The 24698-nt window shown below is 35.1% G+C and carries 19 protein-coding genes and 4 pseudogenes; 5 read left to right on the top strand and 18 right to left on the bottom strand.

Annotation, left to right across the window (positions count from 1 at the left end; genetic code table 11):
• Positions 1-733: 733 nt before the first annotated feature.
• A pseudogene (locus tag ACPC57_RS07085) lies at positions 734-1137 on the top strand (transposase); the annotation flags it as partial.
• 102 nt (positions 1138-1239) lie between these two features.
• Here ACPC57_RS07085 and ACPC57_RS07080 read toward each other — a convergent pair.
• Positions 1240-2415: an IS256-like element IS1191 family transposase gene (locus ACPC57_RS07080; protein WP_434066583.1), complete on the bottom strand. Its 1176-nt coding sequence runs from the start codon at positions 2413-2415 to the stop codon at positions 1240-1242.
• A gap of 178 nt (positions 2416-2593) precedes the next feature.
• On the opposite strand from ACPC57_RS07080, the pseudogene ACPC57_RS07075 reads away from it, so the two are divergent.
• From ACPC57_RS07075 to ACPC57_RS07065, 3 genes and pseudogenes are all read left to right on the top strand, one after another.
• Positions 2594-2980 (top strand): annotated as a pseudogene (locus ACPC57_RS07075) (sensor histidine kinase); the annotation flags it as partial.
• 14 nt (positions 2981-2994) lie between these two features.
• Complete coding sequence (locus ACPC57_RS07070) at positions 2995-3201, top strand: hypothetical protein (RefSeq protein WP_434066582.1); 207 nt, start codon at positions 2995-2997, stop codon at positions 3199-3201.
• 20 nt (positions 3202-3221) lie between these two features.
• Complete coding sequence (locus tag ACPC57_RS07065) at positions 3222-3818, top strand: YdhK family protein (RefSeq protein WP_081831475.1); 597 nt, start codon at positions 3222-3224, stop codon at positions 3816-3818.
• Positions 3819-4009: 191 nt separating this feature from the next.
• Here the strand turns inward: ACPC57_RS07065 and ACPC57_RS07060 are convergent.
• From ACPC57_RS07060 to ACPC57_RS07010, 11 genes and pseudogenes are all read right to left on the bottom strand, one after another.
• Positions 4010-4964: pseudogene (locus tag ACPC57_RS07060) on the bottom strand (IS30 family transposase).
• Positions 4965-6258: 1294 nt separating this feature from the next.
• Complete coding sequence (locus tag ACPC57_RS07055; RefSeq protein ID WP_340742938.1) at positions 6259-7707, bottom strand: HEPN domain-containing protein; 1449 nt, start codon at positions 7705-7707, stop codon at positions 6259-6261.
• Between the two features lie 261 nt (positions 7708-7968).
• On the bottom strand, positions 7969-8565 hold the full coding sequence (locus ACPC57_RS07050) for a restriction endonuclease subunit S (protein ID WP_434066581.1): 597 nt from the start codon (positions 8563-8565) through the stop codon (positions 7969-7971).
• Positions 8553-9197, bottom strand: a complete 645-nt coding sequence (locus ACPC57_RS07045) for a hypothetical protein (protein WP_434066580.1) — start codon at positions 9195-9197, stop codon at positions 8553-8555. Before ACPC57_RS07045 ends, ACPC57_RS07050 begins: the two co-directional genes overlap by 13 nt.
• Positions 9190-10386, bottom strand: coding sequence for a RepB family plasmid replication initiator protein (locus ACPC57_RS07040; RefSeq protein WP_434066579.1), 1197 nt, complete (start codon positions 10384-10386; stop codon positions 9190-9192). The genes ACPC57_RS07045 and ACPC57_RS07040 overlap by 8 nt, the downstream gene beginning before the upstream one ends.
• A gap of 456 nt (positions 10387-10842) precedes the next feature.
• On the bottom strand, positions 10843-11286 hold the full coding sequence (locus ACPC57_RS07035; RefSeq protein ID WP_434066578.1) for a plasmid recombination protein: 444 nt from the start codon (positions 11284-11286) through the stop codon (positions 10843-10845).
• 782 nt (positions 11287-12068) lie between these two features.
• Positions 12069-13265 carry an MFS transporter gene (locus ACPC57_RS07030; RefSeq protein ID WP_434066577.1) on the bottom strand — a complete coding sequence of 399 codons (1197 nt, stop codon included), beginning with the start codon at positions 13263-13265 and terminating at the stop codon, positions 12069-12071.
• Between the two features lie 293 nt (positions 13266-13558).
• Positions 13559-14818 carry a restriction endonuclease subunit S gene (locus ACPC57_RS07025; RefSeq protein WP_434066576.1) on the bottom strand — a complete coding sequence of 420 codons (1260 nt, stop codon included), beginning with the start codon at positions 14816-14818 and terminating at the stop codon, positions 13559-13561.
• Positions 14808-16403, bottom strand: coding sequence for a type I restriction-modification system subunit M (locus ACPC57_RS07020; protein WP_434066575.1), 1596 nt, complete (start codon positions 16401-16403; stop codon positions 14808-14810). The genes ACPC57_RS07025 and ACPC57_RS07020 overlap by 11 nt, the downstream gene beginning before the upstream one ends.
• Positions 16403-19480, bottom strand: a complete 3078-nt coding sequence (locus ACPC57_RS07015; protein WP_434066574.1) for a type I restriction endonuclease subunit R — start codon at positions 19478-19480, stop codon at positions 16403-16405. Before ACPC57_RS07015 ends, ACPC57_RS07020 begins: the two co-directional genes overlap by 1 nt.
• Before the next feature lie 10 nt (positions 19481-19490).
• On the bottom strand, positions 19491-19865 hold the full coding sequence (locus tag ACPC57_RS07010; RefSeq protein WP_099390496.1) for a hypothetical protein: 375 nt from the start codon (positions 19863-19865) through the stop codon (positions 19491-19493).
• A 66-nt stretch (positions 19866-19931) separates the two neighbouring features.
• Between ACPC57_RS07010 and ACPC57_RS07005 the strand changes: the two are divergent.
• Positions 19932-20249: pseudogene (locus tag ACPC57_RS07005) on the top strand (IS982 family transposase); the annotation flags it as partial.
• Here ACPC57_RS07005 and ACPC57_RS07000 read toward each other — a convergent pair.
• The 6 genes from ACPC57_RS07000 to ACPC57_RS06975 all read right to left on the bottom strand — a co-directional run bounded on the left by ACPC57_RS07000 (position 20204) and on the right by ACPC57_RS06975 (position 24674).
• The gene (locus ACPC57_RS07000) at positions 20204-20884 is read right to left on the bottom strand and encodes a P-loop NTPase fold protein (RefSeq protein ID WP_434066573.1); all 681 of its coding nucleotides are present in this window, start codon (positions 20882-20884) and stop codon (positions 20204-20206) included. The pseudogene ACPC57_RS07005 and the gene ACPC57_RS07000 overlap by 46 nt on opposite strands.
• Before the next feature lie 158 nt (positions 20885-21042).
• Entirely contained in the window at positions 21043-21333 is a 291-nt protein-coding gene (locus tag ACPC57_RS06995) for a DUF5960 family protein (protein WP_434066584.1), read from the bottom strand.
• Complete coding sequence (locus ACPC57_RS06990; RefSeq protein ID WP_434066572.1) at positions 21326-21691, bottom strand: hypothetical protein; 366 nt, start codon at positions 21689-21691, stop codon at positions 21326-21328. The genes ACPC57_RS06995 and ACPC57_RS06990 overlap by 8 nt, the downstream gene beginning before the upstream one ends.
• Entirely contained in the window at positions 21691-23106 is a 1416-nt protein-coding gene (locus ACPC57_RS06985) for a Y-family DNA polymerase (RefSeq protein ID WP_434066571.1), read from the bottom strand. The genes ACPC57_RS06990 and ACPC57_RS06985 overlap by 1 nt, the downstream gene beginning before the upstream one ends.
• Positions 23107-23110: 4 nt before the next feature.
• Positions 23111-23797 carry an XRE family transcriptional regulator gene (locus ACPC57_RS06980; RefSeq protein ID WP_434066570.1) on the bottom strand — a complete coding sequence of 229 codons (687 nt, stop codon included), beginning with the start codon at positions 23795-23797 and terminating at the stop codon, positions 23111-23113.
• Between the two features lie 10 nt (positions 23798-23807).
• Positions 23808-24674, bottom strand: coding sequence for an ImmA/IrrE family metallo-endopeptidase (locus tag ACPC57_RS06975; RefSeq protein WP_434066569.1), 867 nt, complete (start codon positions 24672-24674; stop codon positions 23808-23810).
• Positions 24675-24698 lie beyond the last annotated feature (24 nt).

Below are 24698 nucleotides of genomic sequence, written 5' to 3'. Positions count from 1 at the left end.
ATGAAGTGGAAAACGAGCAACTCCTAATTGGAACTGCTCGTTTTTTTATTGTGAGAAGCTAGTTTTTGCCCAGCCTCTTTTAAACTATACCGGCGGCCGGGGTCGAACCGGCACGTCCTTGCGGACACTGGATTTTGAGTTTGGTTCTTGTAGTTTTTTAAACACAAAAATCCCATTTTATCATTATTATAGAAGCTTTTTCACTCTATAAATAAGGTATAATTTCTAAAATTAGTTACTTTGTAGTAATGCTTACTTTATTACAATGTCATTAAAGGAGCATTATGATGGTAAACAAAGCAGATCCAAATGATTTTACCCTTACTGAAGTGAAGTAAGCATTCAATACGAATCAATACATAAGAAAAACGCTGATTTTAAGCGTTTTTTCTTTTTATCAAATGCAGTATATTGCATTATATTTCAATTCAAACTCTACCTTTTTCTCTACCTTTTTTCGTAAGACCTGGTTTATCAGGTTTTGATTTCATATTTCTTGAAAAAGCTTTAAAACTAGCCCTTGACGGCTTTTTATTTTGTTCGAAATTTGACTATATTTCATCTAATTTGAAATAACTCAGTTAACTTATCCAACATAGTATACGATGTTTGAAGGAAGTTAGTTCTAGTTTCCTTATATTCTAAAACCTGTAATATTTTGACATCATCACTAACCGATGTTATCCTTAAATCTTAGAGTCACTATTGTATAATTTAGACAAAGGACAAAAACATGAAAAAACGATACTCAAAAGAATTTAAAGAAATCCTTATCGCCTTCTATCACTCTGGTCAATCCGTCACCCAGCTGTCTAAAGAATACGACGTGGCCCCTGCAACAATTTATAAATGGATAGACCTCTACTCTAAATCTAATGAAAGCTCCGTCTCTAAAGCTGATTTTCTAGAATTAAAAAGACAACTGGCTAAAGTTAAGGAAGAACGAGACATCTTAAAAAAAGTATTGACCATATTCGCCGAGAAAAAGAAGTGAGTGCTGCGGATATGGCTCAAACTATACAAACTTTAGCACTCAATGTCAGACTAAGCTGTCAACTCCTTGATGTTCCTGAATCAAGTTATTATGAACGGATTAACCGACATCCATCTAAAACTCAATTAAGGAGACAATACCTTGAAAAGTGTTGCCTTTTCATTTATTCTAAAGACAATTTATGCTAAATCAATGCTGATACTGTCAATAATTATGTGTAAACACTCAAGTAGAGTTGAAGAATGTTAATCAAATAAGCTTTCAAGTGTGTCAGCACATTGGCCAAACCCTTTATGGATGCGTTGATTTTGCTTGAAATTATAATCTTCAAACAGGGTAACTAAATAACGTTCCAGAGCCTCCTCGTTAGGAAAAAGAACCTTCTTTTTCGTTTGACGTTTGATTTCTTTGTTAAGAGACTCAATGAGGTTTGTCGAATAAATGCTATGCCAAATCTGGTAGGGAAACTGATAAAAAGTTAAAAGATTATCCGTATTCTCCAGACTTTCCATGACTTTCCTATACTTTGGTTTCCATTCGGCGATAAAGTTCTCTAAAATTTGCACTGCCATTTCTAAATTTTCAGCACGATAAATCGTTTTAAATTGCTCCAGAATAACCGCTCTATCTGCTCGTTTCACTTTACTAGCTAGATTTCGACTAATATGAATTAAGCAACGTTGTTGTTTAGCTAATGGGTAAGCCTGATTGATAATCTCTTCAAGCCCCTTGAAGCCATCGGTCACTACAAGAGAAACCTGTTGGATTCCTTGGTTTTGAAGCTTGTCTAACAGTGTGGACCAAGAAGCATTATTTTCATTTGGAGCGATTTCATATCCAAGAACAGCCTTCTGTCCTTCTGGTGTAATGCCAAGTGCGATATGAATACATTCTTTACTAACGGTTCCACGTCTTAATGGAAGATAGGTTCCGTCAAGAAATAAAACAGAGTAATTGGCTTCTAAGCTTCGCTCATGAAAAGTAGCGACATTCTCCTCAGTTGCTTTTGAGATATTAGAAATTGTGGCAGGACTATAGTAATGACCATACATTCGCTCGATGATATCACTAATTTCTCGAGTCGTTACACCGGTTTGATAGAGTTTGATAACCATCTCTTCCAAGTGGTCATCTCGACGTCCATAAGCGGGAAGGAAAGCTGGACTAAAGTTCCCATTACGATCTCTAGGAATGCTCAACTGAACAGTCCCATATTTGGTTTCGAATTTCCGTACATAGCTTCCGTTACGACTATTCCCAGAATTATAGCCTAATTTATCGTAAGGTTCATACCCTAAAAAGGCTGATAACTCTGCTTGAAGCAGATCATTCATAGCTGTTTCAAGAGAAGTACGGAAAAATTCATCAATATCTTGCTTTTGGGCTAGGAAGTTAAGTAGTTCTGTGGTAAACTGAGTCATAGGAATAAATCTCTTTCTAGTAATGTTTTGCAACTCTACTATAACGGATTTATTCCTTTTTGTGTTTACACAACTTATTTTACACTACCATAAATTAATATAGGCTTCGCCTTTTTTATTTTTTTCAAAAATTATTATTTGTCAAATTAAGCGAGACAAAACTTTCCATTTACGTAACTCAAAAAAACTTCATGTTGAAATCCAAGGGGATAACATCAATATATCTGCAGATAAAGATAAAATGAACCAAGTTGTTATCAATCTTTTGAATAATGCTATTAAATTTACGCAAAAGGAGGGAACCATTAAGTTTTCTATAAGTAAAAATAAAGACCATGTTCTTTTAATTGTTGAAGACAACGGCATCGGTATAGAAAAAGATCAGCAACTTCATATTTTTGATAGATTTTATATGGCTGACCCCTCCAGAAGTAGAGCTTTAGGGGGGCAAGGTATCGGATTAGCTATTGTAAAGAGCGTTGTTGAAGCGCATAAAGGTAGTATAACTGTAAAAAGTAAATTAGGTCTAGGAACTAAATTTGTTATAAAGTTACCATTTCAATAAAGGAGGAGAGTTATTTGTTGCAAAAACAGATAAAAAATGCTAAATTAGCATGTAAAGGTTGGGCAAAAAAAATATTTTTTCAACTGATTTCGATAGATAGTGTCGAAAAAGTTCATTTAGATATCTTATCAAATTCTGTAGTAATCTTTTCTAAGAAGGACTTATCAATAGCTACAATTAAAAAAGAAGTTTTTGGATTACAAATTTATGAGATGACCTAAATGTGATTAATTAAAGGAGGATGAAGACAGTGAAAAAGATGATAAAATTAGTATTTGTAAGTCTTGGAATTATTGTATTTTTAGGAGCGTGTAGCAATCAAAGTGAATCGAATAATTCTAAAAGCACAAACGAGGAATTGACTTCTACAGCGTCTAGTGAAATGAATAGTATGGAGGGAATGAATCACGAAGGTATGGTTCCTTCTTCAATGAAAGATGCTGCGAACCCTAAATTCCCGGTGGGAAGTAATGTTATACTGCTAGCCGATCATATGAAAGGGATGAAAGGTGCAAAAGCTCAAGTTGTAGGGGCCTTTGATACTACAATTTATGAAGTAAGCTATAAGCCAAAAACTGGAGGACCAATGGTTAAGAATCATCGATGGGTAGTACAAGAAGAGTTAAAAGATACTAAGACTGTAGCAAATGAGGGCGATACTGTTATCTTGAATGCCGATCACATGGATGGGATGATGGGAGCTGAAGCAAAAGTAGATAAATCTATTAAAGGAACTGTTTACGTTGTTAATTACACTCCAACCGATGGTCAAAAAGAAGTTAAGAATCATATGTGGGTAACTGAAGATGAGATGGAATATGACAAAAATAATGAGTAATTTTATATACTAAACCAATAAGCTGGTACATGGCCTTCGTATTCTCAACATGAGGAATATGAGCTCTTTGTTAATAAGGACTGATGAGTTGTGCAAAATAAAATCTGGGTCAGAACGAACCTCATTCTGGCTCAGATTTTTGGCTCTTCGACATTTAGTGCTGGTAGAGAGACAACTTATTATTTGTCAAATTAAGCGAGACAAAACTTTCCATTTACGTAACTCAAAAAAACTTCTAATGGTGTTTGGTAATTTAGTGATTTTCTAGGGATATGGTTTCTTTTGGAAGCAACGGATGAGATGAATCCTTGATTGACTTGGTTGAAGTCCATTTCTTTTGGTAGTCCATCTTTTCGGAGGAGTCCGTTTGAATGTTCATTTAATCCCCGTTGGGAAAGGCGTTCCTGGGTCTGCGAAATAAATATCAATATCATTCGTATTACTAATACTTTTCCAATTAGAGAATTCTTTTCCACAATCAAAGGTAATTGATTTGAAAAGATTTTTGGGTACGGATTGAAGCCATTCATTAATCGAATTTTCAATATCAACTGCCTTACGGCCTTCTGGTTTCAAGGCGATAATGGCTTTTGAAAGTCGCTCAACGAGTGTGATGACGGCACTTTTATAATGGATGCCGACAATCGTATCACCCTCTAAATGTCCAAATTCTTCTTCGAAAACGACATAATCTTTTTTACGTTCAGAAATATTTCTTTTGAATGCCTGTTTTCCACGTTTTTCCTTATAACCATTTGGTTTTCGTTTTCCTTGCATCGGTAAATGTAAAACATTGAATTCTCCCGTCTAAAACCGGCGATAGAGGGTACTTACTGAACAAGAGAAGGTTCGCTCTGCACGGCCAATAATGACGTCTGAGGTCCAACCTTCAGTTGATCTTTTTGCAATGTATTCTTTTTCCTCAGCAGGAAAAATGATTTCGGTTCTCCCACAACATCGCTTATTTTCTTTGTATTGTTCAAAGTATTCAAGTGCTGTTCCACCACATTTGAGAAAGTTATAGACATTGTAAATTGTTTGGCGTCCACGTTTAAGCTGCTTCGCAACGATAGCAACCAGAGTTTCTTGATGAAAATATGCTTCTATCATTACAAGCTCGTTTGGTGTAAGATGGGTATAAGTCATTTATGTTCACTCTCCTTGTATGCTTTAGCGGGTATTACAATTTGAGTGTAACATAAATGGCTTTTTTATTTGTCTCGCTTAATTATACAAACGGCGAATGTAAAAATAAAGGTCAAAATCATCAAAAAAGGAGTGAGCAAAAACCACGCTCACATTTTACTTGCAGCGTTCACTTCGTTCACTCGCTAAAAGAAAAGATCAAAACCACTTTTAGGAATTTATTGTATTCCCTCTAATTGCTCATATAAGCTGTTTTAACTGTTTGACTAGCTAAATACTCATATCATGCAATCAAGCGTCTTACAGACGGTCAGGGCAAGCCCTAACAACCCTTAAATGGAAAACCTATACTTTGTTTAACTTGTTTTTTTACAACTTACAACAAGCTATTCAATTCAAAATCACTTTAAACCCACTTAAAAGCTCGTTTAAGCATTCTTAATGTTCCCTTTTAACAAATAGACAGTTTCGAATTAAAGTCGCTTAAATCGAGTTTTAGAGCGTTTTAAAATAGAATGATGAAAAACTAAAAAGTTTCAAACGCTGGTCGGCTTGTTTCGTTAAAAAAGAGTGCAATGCGCACTTACACATCACTCTAAATACGAGTGATGTAATGGCTAAAAATCGTGTATCAGAAGTTGCTTATCGCAACAACAAAATTTCATGATAGTAGCGTCTCTTAAATGAGTGAGTCTTTGTTTAAATTTGTGATACATTTTTCTGATCCATCAAGAACTTCCTCAAAGATAAAATGCCTCAGCGCTCATTCCTCAATCGCCCTTTGTCATTGATTTTGTAATAAGTATTGCGCCCTATTCGGTTACAATCCTCACAACAAAATAGAAAACATAAAACCATAAATACTGCAAGCTATCACATTGTAATACAAAGCACTTCGTTCTTGTATTACAATGTGGCTTGAAAAGGGGGAAGTTTCACTTTCCCCTTTTATCCCCTTTGGATTGTGTCGATTTGCTTTACGCAAACGCCACCTACCCATTTTATAAAAATAAAATGGGCAAAAGATCTTTCTTTTTGTCATACAAAAAGAAGAAAAAATCTCTCGTATTTTGTTTGTTCATCCACTAAAAATATGCGAACAGTATGGCTTCATTCAATCCTGTTCTTACAAGTCAAAAGCATCGAATCGTCCTTGGACGATTCAACAAAAAAAGTAGTCGTTTTTGGACGACTACTAAGTTCTAAACATTCATTACTCTGTCCTCTCTGTCTTTTTTCTCAATTTTAAACTAAAATAGATTTTTTGGAAAACTTTGCAACAGAACCAACATATTTATGAATTTTCATAGACATATTTCATATCTAACTCTTTGTAAATATAAAATCTTAATATTTCTTGCAACAGTAATTTTGTTTCATACATTTCATTAAAATCACTAATCATTAATGGATATTTATGTTTGGAATCTCCGTGAGTATGATAATTACGTGTTTGAATTAACTTTTTTATTAATAATTCTTTATCTGGGTATTTCGAAAAGATTTTAACTTTACTTGGTTCGTCTATTGAATCAAATAAATTTGCCAGACGTTCGGCAAGCACAGGTCCTCTTGGGCCAAATTTTAATTTATTTTCGAACTTTTTCCTAAATTCTTGTAGAATTGATGTTTTTATAAAATCAAGCAAAGCTTTCCTTGCCATTTGCTCACCATCTGATAAATTTTCACATTTCTTAAAATTCATAAAGTTTCTAGAGTATACTTCTAAATTTCGTATTGCGTCAACAAGTTGATCTTCTAAGTATAAATCACCATGAAGATTTTTTGAAAATTCCCTAACTATAAATTCAAGTTCCTCTGATTTATCAAACCAATGATTTAGTATATTGTCAAAGTTTGACTCAATTTTCCTTAATGAAATCTCTTGATGGGTAAACTTATTCCAAGCTTTATATTTTCTGGCATGCTGTACAAAATACTTACCTCTAATAAGAGATAAGCGTTTTTCCTCTATTATTTTATAATCTACTAAAAACTCAATATCAGTAAATGACAATGGAATATTTGATAAAATCTCAATAAACTCTTTAAACTTTACCGAAGTTTTATAAAATTCGTCAAAATTTCTTGCTTCTAATTTTTCTGATTTAAGTTTAATAAAATAATCACTTTTAAAAGATGGAGTTGTGTATGAAGTATTTAATATTGCTGTATCTTCCAAAGTGATTCCCAAAGCATTAATCAATACTTTCTTCGATTGGTATTTATTTACTGCACTTTCAAAAATAGTTTGATCCGCCGTTCGCTTTATATCCACTAATGATTTATCTACCCATTCTTCAATGTGTTCAAAACTAAACTTATATTCTACAGATTTTTCACTCTCTAACTTATCAAACAGATTCTTAAAAGATTCAGAACTATAATTGAAATTTTCAATTGCACTGTAATATACATTATAAATTTTGAAATTTTTTACATGATATTTAGTTATTGGAAATCCAGGGGAGGAGGATGTTCCAGTAGGTTCTCCATAGGTATTTAATATTATAATTTTTCCATCGCTTGAATATCCGTAAATTTTCTCCAAATACTTTCCAAATCCAAAAGATATTCCAGACTCTACTTCGAACGCACCGAATAATTCAAGTACAATTTCACTAGGAGAATAATGTAAAATACCACTTAAGGAATCATGCTCATTAACAATATCTTCGGGTATTTCTGAAAAATACCCTTTTATTTCAAACTCTTTATCCCAAGTATAATCTTTAAATTTCATATTATTCTTTATTCTTTCTATTTTATTTTTCTTTTAAAAAAATCACTTATTATCATTTTCAACAAACTTTGCAACAGAACCCTTTCTGAAATTAAATAAATAATTAATTAAATTGTTTATTTATGACCAGGACCGTATTTCTAAACTTCTTTTATGGTTTATTATATCACTTAACAAAAAAACAGCCCCCATTATCTAATCAATAGATAATTAGGGCTGTTTTAATAGTATTTTCGAGGGGTTATTATCTAATTATAGACCCTAAACAAACATCTTTTGTAAAAAGCCTTTTTTCTGTTCTTTCAACAAATCTAGCTTACGTTGATGAAGAGCGATAGTGTTATCCAGCTGCTTGAAGAATGAACCGATTTTGTTTTGTTCCTCAATTGCAGGGACACTTATTATAGCTTCTTTAATATCAGTAGAATTAATACTTTCAAATGTTGATCCAGTGCTATATCTAGTCCAATACCCGTCGGACTTCATTTTACCAAGATTTTGAAATATAAATTCATTACCTTTTATAGCAGCAACACCTCGACCAATAACCACGTCATAAGCTGTTTTACCAATATCTCCAACCGGTGCTCGGACACTTAGAATGAGATCATCTTTTTCAGCTTGTTTAGTAACTTGAGTTGTCCATACTCTCGGGAAAACACGACCATTTTTCATGTCAGCATTACCTTGCACAAGAATATAATCATTAGGATCATCAGTATAATTTTCTGAATTAGGAGATTGTCCCATCACTATTCGAACTTCGTCTCCCAACTTACGCTCTTCCCAATCATCCGTGAATCCTTTAAATCGCAATTCTGGAACTTTCTTTTTAACTGAATCATCTATTTTCGCCATAGTCCCCACCATTTCCTTGGTTTTTCTTGTTCTTCTATCATTTTTTGATCTTTGATTTGTTCCTGCAAATTTTCCAACTTCTCTTTAAGAGCGTTCACTTCATCTTTATATTGATTGTCTAAGTGTTTGAATTCTGTTTCCTGTGAGGGCATTTTGAGAACTTTTAATCTGTCGTTTTTTGCTTTGTATTCTTCTAACAACTTTTTATCTTGTAAGGCTAATCGTTGTTGCTGGTCTAACAAATTTTGCGTTTGTTTTTGTGCTTCCACTAAACTTTTTATTTGTTCATCTTTATTGATATTTTGAGATTCAAGATATTCAATTTGGTGTTTAAGACTGTTTAAATAGCTATTTAAAGTGCTGTTTAATTCAACGCCTTCAACACTTGTATTTCCTTTTATATTAGTGTTTTCTTGGTGTTTAACGGTATTTAACTTGCTGTTTAAACTACTGTTTAATTCAATACCTAGATTTTCTTTTATTTGTTTAACCGCTTCAGCGGTTAATAGCTTCATACTATTATTTCTAACTACATATTCGCTTGATATTTTAGAAACTTGATAATGAATTTTATTCTTGCTAACTCCTAACTCATCTGCGAGTTCTCGAATTGTTTTTAAATTTTCACTCATGATCTATATCCTGCCTTTTAACGATTGGTAGATACTGTTCAATCGATTTTTTAAGATACTTAGCAATATTCTTTTTCGAATAGTCATCTTGTTTATCTCTGATATATGCTAAGTGTTCTTTCACGCCCTTTAAACCACGTAACTCTTTTAATTCGTCATAGAGTGGATAAACATTTTTCTGTAGCCCTGACAAAATAGCCGTATCCGTCAAATCAATATATGACAACAAGAAATGTTCCATCAGCAATTTTGTATATGGACTCTTCATAGCTTCATATACAAGATCTTTTTCACTTTCTTCTTGTCTTATCTTACCGTCAATATAAGCTGGATCATCTAACTTGTAACTAATATCATCTGCCACTGTTTTTTTAGTAATGTGAAAGACAATACTTTCAATGCTGCGTCCTTTTTTAACTTTTTCATATATAACATTAAAGCTGGTATGTTTTGTGATTTCTTCTAGAGGTTCTTTCAATACTCTCGTTTCAAAGTGAGTGAATCGTTTGTATTCTATTATCGTATCAGTCATTTCTCGTAACTCTTTCATACCAATTTCCGGATTACGGTACCTGTCAATTTGTTCTTCTCGGCGTCCACCTTTAACACTATAGTGCTCGTATTGGTTGTAATTCATCGATAACCAACGATACAAAATAACGGCATATTTACTATTCAATTCAGAAATTTCTGATAAGGCATGTTGGGTAAAATTTGTTTTGAGATTAATTAAATAGGGCATAATTTCGGGACTAAATCGAATTAATACCTCATCATGATAATCCGTCCATTCTACATACGGGATTGGCACAATACTAACAAACTTAAATCCTTTATCTTGTTCTTGTTTAATCTGAAAAAAAGCTTGTTTCTGCATCTTTTCAATCGCTTCTTTAAAGCGACTATGCTTGTCATTATCATCCACCTTAAAAAAAGCAAATAACTCTTGCTTCGATAAATATACCGTCTGATCTTGAGGTGGATTTTCTGTATCAATTAAAGAAACAGCCTGATCTTGAGGTGGATTTTCTGTATCAATTAAAGAAACAGCTAATTCAAACATTTTGAGGGGTGTCTTATCCATTTTGGCAATGGATGTGATCAAACTATTATGTTCAACGACTTTTCTTTTCGATAATTCATTCAAGGTCTGTACCTGCCTTGTCTTTGATTCTGGTATAATTGACATATAAATACGCTCCTTTAGGCGTGTTATTGGATAAGCATAAAGAAAAACTTTTAGTCGGGAATTTCTTTATGCTTTTATCATAACATTATATAGCCACTTGTTTCAGTTTTTTGTGGCTATATACACAGTTTTTTGTGGCTATACTATCTATTAAACCCTTGATATTACTGAATTTTTAATCACGCAAAAGAACAAAAGATTAAAATATAAAAGATAAACTTATAATAGGCTGCGCCTTTTTATTGAATCAATAAAAACAAAACAAAAAGAACACTACGTACAAAATTTATGTGTACCGGTGTTCTTTTTGTTTGGAATTATTTTAAATGATGGATTCCTGGTTATGTAACCTGATTGCCACTTATTAATCTAATAGCGACGTTTGAATATATTTGATGACTATTTCTACGTATTTCATCTAAAAACGCTTAGACGGGGAAATAAGCCGTTTCAACGTTAGAGACTAGGTCCTTTAAAAATATCACGCGTTAATTCAATGATTCGATTGATTAATGCTTTAACTTGTTCAATACCCCAATCTAATCTACTAGGTGCTATTTTGGTATCTGGATCTTCTCTAGCTGTCGTCAAAGTTTTTAACCATGAATGAGCCGTTTTCTTATTTTTTGTAAGTTCTTCATGATCTAGCTTAGTGAGTTCTTCAGGTAAAGTGACTATCCACGTTGCTAACGCCTTCACATCGTCTCTTTTCATGCAATAAACGTCATTTAAACGCGCATTGAAACGTGAAAGCATATCTGAACCATCTTCCATGAGATCTTGATTCAGATAGGATTTCGACACATCAATTTCTTTGTTGGTGTGATGGTCAGTTTTACGTTCAAAATGAACGGCTAGACCGGGAACTGAACCACGCGTATTTTTCTTTAAATGCGCCATCAAAAATGCCTCCTCGAAAAAGGTTTTCCAAGACCAGTATAACACCGTTAAAAATCTGGTATAGCCTGTTATACCAAAATACTATTTTGGACAGGCTCTGCGAGGCGCGTCATCGACAAGCGCTGACAGTAGCGTTTCCCCTTCCTGCTGGGGAAACTGCTATTTTACAGCGCCTATTATCCGGCTTGTAAAACCTCCGGCGGGTCACGCCGTGACGGGGCAATTTATCATTGCAGGATCACCTTCAGTGGGAGCATGTCATGCAGAACACTACCCGCGTCGGGCAAGCTGATGTCAGCTTAACCACATAAAAAATCAGTTGAGATAGTATCTGTATCTAGCTCAACTGATTTTTTATGCTAATATAATTTCTCATCGTATTAAGTTATGACCAATATTCCCTGTAAGCGAACTACACGCGTTTTTTTGGTAACAATTTTAATAAATCTACACTGGTATGGATTATAACCAGGATTATCAGAATGATATAGAAGGAATTACCTGATGTGAGCTTGTTTTCGATCATCATGTAAATTAATACCATGATGGCACTCAATAAGAAAATAACATTAAGTATAGTATCTGCGATGCCTGATACTTTCTTTTCAAGTAATATGTCTTTATAGTTTTTATCTTCCCTAATCAGTTCATCCAATGAAATGCAGTATAAATCTGAAATCATAATAATGTGCTCTTATACTAAAAAAATAGTCCAATTTATTGACTTCTGAGCACTCACTTCTTTCATCTGCCTTTGTAATCACAAATCTTAATTTGGTTAATTATATTGATTTATTGTGTGTCTGATTACGACTAATTATTTTTTGACTGATAACTATCACTAACAGAATTGCAAAAATTGAAGCCATAAAGTAAAAATCACTTTTAACTGTTCCGCCAAATAGATTACCTCCAGTGGTTAATGCTATCGGTGCAACAAAAGATCCCGCATTGCAACCAATTAATACCATTGTATTTATTGCGTTCTCTTTCCCACTCGGAGCAGTTTCAGAAATTGTCTTAAATGCATATGTACCAATAAGTGGCGAACCTATTCCTGAAATTACACTGCCAAGGCATACTAGCCATAAATGACTCTGTGGGATAGTTAAACTTCCAATTAAGAAAGCCACTACGCCACTTGGGACGACCCACCAATGAAGCAAATTATAAATTTTGCCAAAGAAAATACCGACTATCATCGCCATAGTTGTTTTCATTGCTATGATAATACCTGATAATGTTCCAGTTCCTATTTTTTGCTCCACTAATAGTTTTGGTAATTCCACATTAATACCAGTATCACATAAAGTTACCAACATGAGAAATAAGGCTAAAAATACAAAGCCTATCTGTTTTTTACCATGACTTTCATTACTACTATTATTTTTTTTCAGATTATTTTTATCGGTTTTCGATTGCACTTCAGGTACATACTTCCAAAAAATAAATGATATTGGAATTGCCAAAACATAAATTAAGAAGCCAAAACGCCATCCAAGTAACAGCAAAGCTCCTATCATAAGACTAGCCAATGCATATCCTAATTGTTCCATGGAAGTTCGAATACCCAACAATTTAGTTTTTTCGCTACCACTATAAAGTAAATCAATAACAGTAATTGCCAAAGAATTAAAAAAACCCACTCCTACCCCAAAGACAATCCTAGAAATTAATATTACATAGTAATTATCAATGAAGAAAGGTACCACACCTGCAAAACCGGCCAATAAAAGCCCTAATATTACAGTTTTTTTGATACCTATTTTTTTAGAAATAAAATTTGCAATTATTAAGGAAATGACAACTGAAAATTGTTGTACAGTACTTAAACTTTCAATAGCAGCCTCTGAAATATTATTATAATGGTTACTAATAACTGGCAACAGCGGAGAAATTGCCGGTCCTGTTGTGATAATAAGGGAAACGCTTAAAACCGATATTTTTGTTAATAAGTTTAATTTATTTTGTTTATTCATTCATATCAACCTTTCATTTACAAGAATAAAAGCAACGTTTAATATTTTTTAATGTTCTAAAAATATTAATTCAATGTCTCTAATTTGCTTTGCCGTTCTCTCCTTTAATAAAATAACTGCTTAGCTTTTTTCACTAAGGAATTTTCTACCTTTCACTATCTTTAACATCTCATTTTCAAACATCTGGTAATTGAACTTTCAGGTCATCAATAATTTCTTTTAGCAATCCATTTCTATATAAATTTTTTTGATGTTATTAGTTTAGAACCTTCATATATTAATAATTATAGACCCTAAACAAACATCTTTTGTAAAAAGCCTTTTTTCTGTTCTTTCAACAAATCTAACTTACGCTGATGAAGAGCGATAGTCTCATCTAGTTGTTTGAAGAATGAACCGATTTTTTGTTGCTCCTGAACTAATATGGGAATCATAAAATTAAACGAATCAATTTCTTTTGACGATACATTTGGCTGAGCGCCTGAAACTAGAACAGACTCAAGTTGCATCATGAATAATTCTGAACGGACGATTGTGGAAATAAACCCGTAGTCAATATAGTCTACAGACTGAAAATAACCAACTCGCTGGTTTTGATAGACCTTGTCATAATCAGTTTGAGATAGTATAGATACCTTACCTGTTGTTGCACCTGACATGGCTAGGACTGCTGATTTATCTGGAAGAATATATTTGTCATCCTTATCCTGTTCATCATAATATGCAAAATCTCCACCTACCTCCCCGCTGGAAAGAATATTTGAAATTCTAACAATTGGCACACCAGTGTTCCTGAATTTAGAGCTTTTGAATGCAAAACCGCCACGTAAGGGAGCTATATCACCCAACTTACGCTCTTCCCAATCGTCAGCAAACCCCGCAAATCGCAATTCAGGAACTTTAGCACCATTTTTAGGGAACATTTTTTGCAAGTAGCCTTTTTTCTGCTCTTTCAACAAATCTAACTTACGTTGATGAAGAGCGATAGTGTCATCTAGTTGTTTGAAGAATGAACCGATTTTTTTTTGTTCTTCTTTTATCGGAACTTTAATTTCCCATTTTTTTACATCTGACATAGGAACTAAATTTGTGATTGCCGATCCAGGATTTGCTCCTGTTAATTTTCTTTGCATAAAGTCTGCCCTAATAAACTGCAAAAAATATTCTGAATCAGTAAGTTCTTTATTTATTCTAAACCTAATTAAAGCCTGATTAAAAACCCCTTTTTTAATACCTTTTGGAACTTTTGATATTCTTCCTATCGTACCCGCACCACTCATAATAAAATCATCAGCTATTAACTCAAATTTGTGTAATTCTTCGAATTTTTCTTTAGATATATTGTATCTAGTTTCATAATGGTCATAGATAGCATTTTGTTGTTCATACACCACATATGGACTTTCTTTTACAAATAAATCTTTTTTTAATGCACTTCCAAATGGTCCTCTTCTTACGCCTTCATTTTTATCTAACAGGCTTTCAAATTTACGCTCTTCCCAATCATCCGTAAAACCTTCAAACCTTAATTGTGGACTCTTTTTACTCATCATGCCCACCTCTCAAAAGAAGACGCATCGAATCAATCAAGGCTTGATTCTCTTCACTTTCTGAAAAATTGTCAATCAACGATAAGAGCACTTGCTCTTGTTGAACTAATTCTTCATTGATCTTAAGGAGATTGGTATTCACTGCAACCAAATCAACCGGTTCTTCTTCCTCAAAGGTATCGACATAACGAGGGATATTTAAGTTAAAGTCATTTTCTTGGATCTCATCAAAACTTGCAACATGAGCATATCTTTCAATATCTTCTCGCTTTTTGTAGGTAGAAACAATTTTATCAATATGTTCATCCAACAGGACATTTTGATTTTTTTGTTTTTCAAAATCTTGAGAAGCATCAATAAACAAGACATCACGACGAGAGCGGTTTTTCTTCAAAATAATAACCGTTGTCGGAATACTCGTTCCAAAAAAGATATTGGCCGGCAAGCCAATGACTGCATCAATAGCTCCCATTTCTAAAAGAGATTGACGGATGGTTCCTTCTGCGGCTCCTCTAAAGAGAACGCCATGAGGCAGGACAATCCCCATTGTTCCCGATTCTTTCAAATGGTAAAAACCGTGAAGGAGAAAGGCAAAGTCCGCTTTAGATTTAGGCGCTAATTTTCCAAAACGCTCAAAACGAGGGTCAGAGAGAAACTTATCTGCCGCTGACCATTTCGCAGAATAAGGAGGGTTCATGACCACAGAATCAAACTGATAAGGCTCTTCTGAGGGCCAATCAGCATCTAAAGTATCCCCGTTATTCAGGTTCATGCGTTCTTTATCTACTCCATGAAGGATTAAGTTCATACGTGCCAAGTTAAAGGTCGTCGTATTTAGCTCTTGGCCATGATAATGGACTTGATTTGGATTGATGAGATAGCGACGGATATTAAGCATCAAAGAACCTGATCCCATCGCAGGATCGTAAATATGAAAAGGCGCTCGAGATTCTTGTCCGATCGACGTAATTTCTGACATGATGCGTGAAACAGCTTGAGGGGTATAAAACTCTCCTGCTTTTTTACCTGCACCTGCCGCAAACATCCCGATTAAATACTCATAAGCGTCCCCAATCACATCGCCATTGTGTTCAAATAAATCAATCTCATCTAAGGCACGTAAAACCTCAGTAATCGTCACATTACGTTGTTGTGCATTTGAGCCTAATTTTGTGGAGTTTAAATCAATATCCGCAAACAATCCACTAAATTCTTCTCCTTGACGTTCCAACTCATTAAAACCTGCTTGTAAGTCGGTCAAGTTAAATTCATAGTTATCAGCTTTAATGCGGTAGTGATAAAACAATTGATCGGGTTGGATAAAGTAACCTTGTTTGGGTTGGATATTTTCGATTAAATCGTCTTTGTCTTCTTCGTACCACTCCATGAAGCCTGCATACTGAGTGGAACGTTCTGGGAAGGTATCTGTTTTCCCATTTTCTTGTTCATAAACTTCTCTAAGCTGCGCATCGGACAAGTACTTATAGAAAATTAATCCCAGTAAGTAGTTTTTGTACTCACTTGCATCCATCTTCCCACGTAAGATATCCGCAGAAGCCCATAGTTGTTGGTTTAAACTTGTCGCCATTATAATTCTTCCTTCCATTTTTGAAGTTGTTCAAAGTTTTGTTGTAGTCGTTCTTCTAAAACTTTTGTTCTTCTTCTATATTTTTCACCCGTTTTGGCTTCGAACTCTTCTTTACTAAGAGTCATCGAATCCAGTAAATGGGTTAAATAAGGGATCGTTTTCTTATCGCTTTGATATTCGTTCATTGCAGACTGTAAAAAGTCGAAGGATAATCCAAATTCTTCAGCTTCTTTTTGAAGTTGTCTTTGAATTTCATTTTGAATCGAAGTCTCTTTTAATTGAGCCACATCGATCTCTTCAGTAGTATTGACGAGTTGATCTTTCAAGGTGTGATACATCTTTTGGATTTGAGGATCCTTTTGTTGGATTTCTTTTTCAAATTTTTCAACGGCGCCTGCTTCGTTTAATTGGATCGCTTTCAAAAGTTGATTAATATAAAAACTATCCACGACGTCTTTATGTGTCGCATTGAGCCGCGAAGAAAAAGCAATCTCTTGTAAAAGATTCTCGAAGTCCTCCTCAGGATGCTCCTCATCCTCGATCATTTCTTTAATCTTTGTTTTAACATTTTCCGTTTTACCTTGATATTGCGGCAACTGATCCACTACTTCTGAAAATGCTTCAAAGTCCTCTTCGTATTGATCATAGCTTCGGAGCGCTTTATAACTCTTTTCTAGCTTTTGATAAGCACTTACTTGCGCAATCATCGTTTTAAGATCATTGGGATTATCCGATAGGTCAGCTTCGCTTTGTTTATAAAGTGTTGAACATTCGATAAATTCTTTTTTGACTTCTTCATATTCTTTTGGAATCAGTTGATCAAAGTTTTGCTTTTCATTTGAGAATAGACGAAACGTGTTTTGCACATTTTCTTTCATGGTGGAGGGCTTTCTAAAAGAGACAATCAACCCAGAATCTTTTCCTGTATAAATACGGTTGGTTCTTGAGAACGCTTGAAGGAGCTTTTGATAGTTCATTTCTCGATCAATATATAAGGTTTGAATCGTTGGAGAATCAAAGCCTGTCAGTAAACGATCGACAACAATAACAAAATCTAGCCACTGACCATCTGATTGATATTGCTTTTCCTTACGGGCCAACCGTTTATTAATATTTTGATTGTAGAGTTTCTCATCTTGATAAGGAGAAGCATCAAACTGTTTCGCATACTCTTTCATGATCTCTACTAATTCATCGTCTTGTTCATTTTTTTCTAATTGATCCGGATTGGTTGAGAAGGTAATAGCTACTCTTGGGAAATCTTTATCAATCAGTTGATGACGTTCATCAAATTGTCGCCCATTCAAGAGTGTCCCATTATCTTTCATTTCCTTTAAAATTCGGTAAATATGTTTGGCTTGGGCAATCGAGTGAGTGGTAAGAATGGCTGACATCGTAGGAAAACCATTCTTTACTTTGAACTTTTTGACCACACTTCTCCGATTAAAGATTTTTTGTAACATGGTACGAATATGTTCATCTGTTTCATACAGTTCCGTAGGCAATAATTTTTCTTGTTGGAGGGCATCGTCTGGCAACTTTCCTTTATTGAGTTGGGTGACAATCACCTCTTGATCCTCTTCTGAAATCAGTGAATGATACTCGACTTGAAAGCCTAACACAGCCCCATCATCCATGGCATTTTTGATTGTATAGGAGTGAAGGAGTGGCCCGTATTGCTGGCTCGTCGTTCTGGCAAAGGTTCCATTTTCTTGCTTTTTATTTTCTTCAAAAATAGGTGTCCCCGTTAATCCAAACCAGGTTGAATTGGGTAATATTTTCTTAATTCGTTTCATTTCCTCATCACTAACCGCACGATGAGCCTCATCAACAATAAAAACAATATGTTCTTGCCGTAGCTTCTCAAATTGATTCGAGCCTTTTTCTTCACTCTCTTGTTGGGCGCTTCGCATAGCCGCAGAGAGTTTTTGAATCGTGGTCACTAAAATCGTATTATTATTTTTTGATGATAGGAGGTTTCGAGCCAACTGTTTTTGATTTTTGATCCCAACAATCAAAGTATTGGCTACCGAATTTCCGGTCGTTTGTCCGGTATGGTATTCCGAGGCAAACTTCGTAAACTCATCCTGCGTTTGAGCATCTAAGTCTGTTCTATCAACAACCATGACCGTACGATCGACACCGATCGCATTTTGAGCTAATAATTTAGTTGCGACAAAACTGGTAATGGTCTTTCCTGAACCTGTCGCATGCCAAATGAATCCTCCTTCATGCTGTGCCGCTTTTTGACGAATCTTACGAATAGCATGAATTTGGTAAGGCCTTAAAACCATGAGGAATTTTTGATTTTTTTGATCATCGACGAGAATGGTATATTGGCTAATCAATTCATGGGCATCGGGTATCCGCAAAACTGTACGAGTAAAATCAAACAAATCGGAAACCGTTTGATTGTCTTCAGTCCGCCAATTAAATAAAAACTTCTTCATCCGAGCATAGGCTTCAGCGGTATCTTCACTAGGTCTTGCAAAGTATCGGGTATCGACTTTATTTGAAATCACCATGATTTGAGTAGTTGCGTAAATCCCTTTAAAAAATCCATCTTCTGCATAACGCTGAATTTGATAATAAGCTTGCATGAAACCGTCTTTAGCGGACTCTTTTTTGAGCTCAATATGAATGATTGGGAGTCCATTAATCAGCAAGCTCACATCTCCACGATCTACTCTAGAGGAATCTGGGACCACTTGGTGAACTACCTCATAAGAAGAAGTTCCTCCTGAGATATCCTTATTTCTAAAGGCTTCTAAAGTCACTTTTTTCCCATTTTCTCGCTCTAATAAAACTTGAGCCACCCCGTTTTCTCCTCTAAGCCATTGAGAAGCTAAAAAAGGCGTTCCGGTCAAACGTGAAAACTCGACTTTGACTTGCTTGAATTCTTTGTCCGTTAATAGTTGCTCTTCCAATACTGCTAAATTTATTCGGTTCAAATGGCCTCTAAAGTTTTGCCAAAGTGCTTCTTCCGACTTCAAGTCCGGACGATAAGTCCACTGATTTTCTTTCTCACTTAAGATCTGTATGAACTGGTTTTCAATCATTTGTTCGGAATGACTCATTTGATTCCCCTCATTTCCATAGTTGCCACCATTTTTTAGATTCTGTTTTTACCGGGTCTTTTTCTTTTGCCTTGTTTCGTTCTTCTTCTGATAACTTCAATTGAGCTTTCTGTCGTTCAATTTCTTCCTGCGCCTCACCCCTTATCGACGAGCCATCTTTCATATCCTCCTGAGGCATTTTAAGAGCTTTCAATTCATTGATTTCTGATTTATACTCTTCTAGTACTTTTTTATCTTGTAAGGCTAAACGTTGTTGTTGGTCTAAAAGATTTTGCATATTACTTAATTGTTTAAATTGTTCATCTTTAGTGTTTTGTAAATCTTTTATCTGCTCTTTTTGATACTCAATTATATCTATTATACCCGAATTGCTAGTTGATTTCATTGAAAAATATATAAGTCGTGCTATCCTAATCTTAAACCACTAAGAATTAGAAAGCGCACGACCTATATGACTTATAATAGCACACTTACAAAAGTTTTTGTTTATTTACTGACAAGCATTGAAGCGATTTATCAAACAAGCGTTCCACTCGAAATACAAAATCGGAAGAACGTCCATCTTGCAACATCTGACTGTTTAGTGATTACTTGTTACCTGTGGGGAGTGCTTCATTTTAGTGAAACACTTAAAGCAAAGCACCAATTGGCTCAAAGTCTATTCCCTAATTTTCTAGAATATTCTCGCTTTGTTCGTCGTTGTAATGCACTCTTACCGAGTATTCAACTCATTCGCCAAGCTCTCGTCTTTAAAGAAGTTGAAGGGATTTTCTGTAAATATTTTCCACTTTCCTCATCACCCTTAGATATTTTATGGTAATCTCCAATAAAGACAATCGGAAGTTTTCCGTTTAGAATATTAAAAAGTTTATATGCCTCATTCTGTCTTTCAACTGAAATTCTGTCAAAATCATCTATTATTAAAACCTTATTATTTAAACAACGTGGTAGTAATCGGATATAAAGTGAATCTGACTTCACTTTTATAAGTTGATAAACGGTAACTAATAATGCCATTATGGTTCCTATAGTTATCAAGTAATTTGGAATATTCGTAGACAGACCTAAATTAATTGCTGGGGTCATTAGTACACTAATTACAGCCATAAATAGAATTAAAACTCTCATGGACTTGTATTGAAATGGATGCAACAAACTAAAAGCTATAGCTGTTACACTTCGCTCATCTTGTAATTCCCATAGTTTTAAATTTACGAATCTAGTCCTATTTGCATTTCTTTCTGCATTATTTAAAAAGGTAGTTTTACCACTTCCCCAAACACCATTTAAAAAGAATGTTTGATAACTTTCCTTTCTATCTGTTAAAGATTTTTTTAGAATTATTTCTACAAATGTTTTCTCGGCATTTTCAGTAGAGACTTCATCAAATCTAATTTCTTCCATCCTTTAGCCCTAATTCCTTCTTAATCTAGTTTATTCTAGTATAACACATCCGATTATATTTAAATAAAAAGAGGAGGTCTGTGCGCGATACACCAACTTCCTTTTAGAAGATTTTGAAATAATAACTTTACAACATACCCCTTCTAACTCATCTTACATTATAACTCCCCCCTTTGCCCCACATACCGAAACGTCCTGACATTCTTATTATCGGGCTCCAAGGTAACTTGAAATTGGAAATAATGGTCTCGTCCATCAACTGACTTTTCTTTGTTAAGTTTGAAGTAATTTTTATGAGAAAGTGCCATGGAAAGCAGGATATCATCAATGATAAAAGTCAAGGGTGTTCCATCAGCTGAGTAACGGTAAAAATCTTCTTCAAACTTGATATAACTCTCTGAAAAATAGTCTATCTGTAACTTATCTTTGTAAAGTTCTTTCCTATTCATCATCTACTCCTCCTTCCACTAGGTGAATGGCTAAAATATGTTTGACCTCGATAAGATGATATTTATCCCTTGATTTGACCACAATCTCATCTTTTGATAGTTCTGTCACCTGTCCTTGATAGGTGGCTTTTTGATTGCCTTCATTGACGATAAATTGCCCTGATAGTTGCCCTGAATAGAGTTGTGAGATAAGGGTCAGCTTATCCAGTAAGCTAAGTTCTTCTGAAAAGATTATCTTATGCTTTTCCTCATCTAGTGATGTGGTGTGTTCCGATAAGAAAAAGCCCATCCATTTCATCATGCCACGGTCTTGATGGTCTCTAGCAGATTGAAAAGGTAAATAACTTCTATCTATCATTAGCTTAGTCCGTCCAATCCACCTGCTGAATGTCCACCAACTAGTTTACTTCTGGCAATAACCCGTGAGCCTTCTGATAAGGCATTTGCCTTCAAAAGCGAGGTAAATCCGAACTGATGTCTGATGGTGTCAATGGCTGATTGAAGCCTTTCTTCTTTTTCGATTTGTTCCACGTCATCAAAAAGGGATAATAGCCCGAATGATTCATCTACTAACTGAGAATAATAAACGCTGATACTTCTAACCGCTCCTGAACTATACTTCTTATGAAAGAGGGCTAGCACATGGTTCTTCAAGGTTACCGTTTGATTGGTTGGTTCAACCTTCATCTGAGCATGAATACTCTTCTTGCCTTCACTCCGAGAATAACCTACTCCAACAGAGACACAAGTCGTCTTCTTGCCTACTTTTCTGAGACGGACGGCTACCTGCTCTGCCATTTCCGAAAGGACTATCTCAATTTCTTTCTGTCTGACATAATCTCTTGGCAATACTTGAGAATTGCCTATGCCATTAGATTTTGGTTTATAGGGTTTATGGACGTTACTTTCATCAATTCCATTAGCGTGAAAGAAAAGGTCAACACCATTGACTCCTAGATGAGCCTTGAGGACATCAGGATTACTATTAGCTAGTTCCTTGATAGACATAATTCCCAAAGCATTGAGTCGTTTCTTCATGCGACTGCCTATTCCCCAAAAATCTGTCATTTCCTGAATACCCCAGACCTTGGTTTCTACGTCCTCATAAGACCAATTTGCACGCATGGTTTTCGTCTTCTTGGCTTCATTATCCAACGCCAACTTAGCCAAAAGTGGGTTACTGTTGGACATACCTACCGTTGAATAAACTCCTGTTTGCCTGAAAATATCATGTTGAATCTTACTTGAAATCACATCCAGCTTTTCTTTTCTGGACAAGTTTTTATCAGGAACAAAGTAGTTTAGAGAGCCTGTCAGGTCAATAAATCCCTCATCAATGGAATAAGGGAGAATATCTTCTGGACTGCCGTAGTTTTGCAAAATACGCTGGATTTCTAGGTTCTTTTCGATATAGAGACTCATTCTTGGTGGGACAATAAAGGTCACCTTTGCCCACTCTTCAATGAATTTGACATACTCAGACGTTATCTCAATCCCTTGGCGTTTGGCATTATAGTAAGAAAATTTTCTAGTATGTATATCAAATGGTAAGTCATATACTCTTCCGACATTCTCCTTACCAAAAACCTTTTTGAACATAGGTGATGAAGCAAGAATCAAGCCGTTTGAATTATCCGCTCTGCTCATGACACAAAGAGACGTTTTTAAGGGGTGAAGCCCTCGCTCGACACACTCAACGCTGGCATAGAAAGACTTCATATCAATAAAGGCAATATCACTTTTAGGCTCTCTTGAATAATCAAAATAGCCCATAGATTTATCCTCCCACTACTGGCATAAAGTGACCAATGATTTTCCCTACAATCCTTGGATTGTCTTCTGCGGAGGCAAACATGTCTGAATAGTCAGGATTGAGAGATACTAAGCGGTAGCCATCTTCTTCTAGGTAAACCTTCTTGATATAAGCTCTCTCATTCCAGACCACAGCGTAAACTGCTCCATCATAGTCAAAGCCACCCTCACGGATAAGAGCAACTTCCCCACTCGCATAGACAGGCTCCATAGAATCCCCTTTAATCCATGTGGCAATATCATACTGGTAATCTGTTTCTGAAAAGACTTCTACGGTATCAGTTTCATCATAGGTACTTTCCCCTAGACCAGCAGACAGCTCAACATCATCAATAACCTTGATACTGTATAGTTGAACAACTTTACTTTCCTCTTGGACAGTAAGCAATTCTTCTGCATACTCCTCAACCTTTACACGGTTAATATCATTGAGTTTCAGATAAGTCTCTACAATCCTATGTTCTGATTCAAAATAGCCCGTTGACACACCCAAAATATCTGCCAACTTTTCGATGTTCTGACTGTTTGGTTTTGTCTTGCCACTTTCCCAAGTGAAATAGGATTGACGGGTAATATCAAGCTGTCTAGCCATATCAGCTTGACTAATTTTTAATTCTGTACGTCTTTTTTTCAGAGCTTCTGGTGAAAACATAGTTGCCTCCTTAACTTAAATAATAAATGTCTTTCGCTTTTTGATAAGCTTCACTCTCTGCCAACTTCTCTTTGTTCCAAGCATAGAAGATAGCTTTACCTTTATCATAATACGCCCAAGTACCTACGCTGGTTGAGGAAACCAAACTTCTAAATTTTGCTTGAGATAACTCTGCCACTTCATTATCAGTAACAAAGTCTTTTTGAATTAGAAGGTAGTTTAGCTTATCCTCTGGTCTAGGCTCATAAGTGTTGTACTCCGAGACAATAATGTCATGAACACTAGCAAAGTTTTCTAGAACTTTTCTATTATCTCCTGATTGATAGTGATGAACCGATTGAACGATTGACTCCCTGCTCTTACCTAACAAATATGTCAGCAAGTCTATCAGACGAATATTCAATGCCTGATGGGACACACAAAGAGAATTAGCCACTTCTTGAAAACTAGACTTTTGGTAGTAAATCTTAGATAGTAGAACTATATCAGGCATAAGCAAACAAGCTGAGAAATAATTAGCTTCAACCTCCTCAGGGGCGGTCTGATTTTCCTTTAGTTCGGTAAAGACTGTGCCATGGTGACTAAGCAAAAAATGTCCTAGTTCATGGCATTTTGTGAAATTTTGACGAACTACAGGATTCTCTTTCTCGTATGAAAGTGAAATTCTATCTCCTGAATCTATCAGAGTCAGCCCCTCAATCTGGCGATTTGAAAAATGATGTCCTAGTACCTTGATGTTATTCTCATTGATGACATGTTCAAAGAAATCCTTAAAAGTATAGGATAAAAGTGATAACTCCCTTAATTTGATAAAGGGATAGAGTTGAGATTGAACAACTAAACTAATCTTTGAAAAGGTATTTTCCAAATAATTCACCTCCTTGTCAGTTTTTAAACTGAC

It is taken from the genome of Streptococcus sp. VTCC 12886 (genome assembly GCF_049893425.1).
Classification (GTDB): Bacteria; Bacillota; Bacilli; order Lactobacillales; family Streptococcaceae; genus Streptococcus; species Streptococcus suis_AA.
Note: the sequence above shows the minus strand (reverse complement) of the source record. Positions and strands in the feature narration are given on the sequence as shown.

Coding starts and splice junctions, on each gene's coding strand:
- ACPC57_RS07015 (WP_434066574.1), bottom strand. CDS start 19,480: ATGAGTCATTCCGAACAAATGATTGAAAACCAGTTCATACAGATCTTA.
- ACPC57_RS06980 (WP_434066570.1), bottom strand. CDS start 23,797: ATGTTTTCACCAGAAGCTCTGAAAAAAAGACGTACAGAATTAAAAATT.
- ACPC57_RS07010 (WP_099390496.1), bottom strand. CDS start 19,865: ATGAAATCAACTAGCAATTCGGGTATAATAGATATAATTGAGTATCAA.
- ACPC57_RS07055 (WP_340742938.1), bottom strand. CDS start 7,707: ATGAAATTTAAAGATTATACTTGGGATAAAGAGTTTGAAATAAAAGGG.
- ACPC57_RS07000 (WP_434066573.1), bottom strand. CDS start 20,884: ATGGAAGAAATTAGATTTGATGAAGTCTCTACTGAAAATGCCGAGAAA.
- ACPC57_RS07020 (WP_434066575.1), bottom strand. CDS start 16,403: ATGGCGACAAGTTTAAACCAACAACTATGGGCTTCTGCGGATATCTTA.
- ACPC57_RS07025 (WP_434066576.1), bottom strand. CDS start 14,818: ATGATGAGTAAAAAGAGTCCACAATTAAGGTTTGAAGGTTTTACGGAT.
- ACPC57_RS07040 (WP_434066579.1), bottom strand. CDS start 10,386: ATGTCAATTATACCAGAATCAAAGACAAGGCAGGTACAGACCTTGAAT.
- ACPC57_RS07045 (WP_434066580.1), bottom strand. CDS start 9,197: ATGAGTGAAAATTTAAAAACAATTCGAGAACTCGCAGATGAGTTAGGA.
- ACPC57_RS07065 (WP_081831475.1), top strand. CDS start 3,222: ATGAAGACAGTGAAAAAGATGATAAAATTAGTATTTGTAAGTCTTGGA.
- ACPC57_RS06985 (WP_434066571.1), bottom strand. CDS start 23,106: ATGGGCTATTTTGATTATTCAAGAGAGCCTAAAAGTGATATTGCCTTT.
- ACPC57_RS07050 (WP_434066581.1), bottom strand. CDS start 8,565: ATGGCGAAAATAGATGATTCAGTTAAAAAGAAAGTTCCAGAATTGCGA.
- ACPC57_RS07030 (WP_434066577.1), bottom strand. CDS start 13,265: ATGAATAAACAAAATAAATTAAACTTATTAACAAAAATATCGGTTTTA.
- ACPC57_RS07080 (WP_434066583.1), bottom strand. CDS start 2,415: ATGACTCAGTTTACCACAGAACTACTTAACTTCCTAGCCCAAAAGCAA.
- ACPC57_RS07035 (WP_434066578.1), bottom strand. CDS start 11,286: ATGGCGCATTTAAAGAAAAATACGCGTGGTTCAGTTCCCGGTCTAGCC.
- ACPC57_RS06990 (WP_434066572.1), bottom strand. CDS start 21,691: ATGATAGATAGAAGTTATTTACCTTTTCAATCTGCTAGAGACCATCAA.
- ACPC57_RS06995 (WP_434066584.1), bottom strand. CDS start 21,333: ATGAATAGGAAAGAACTTTACAAAGATAAGTTACAGATAGACTATTTT.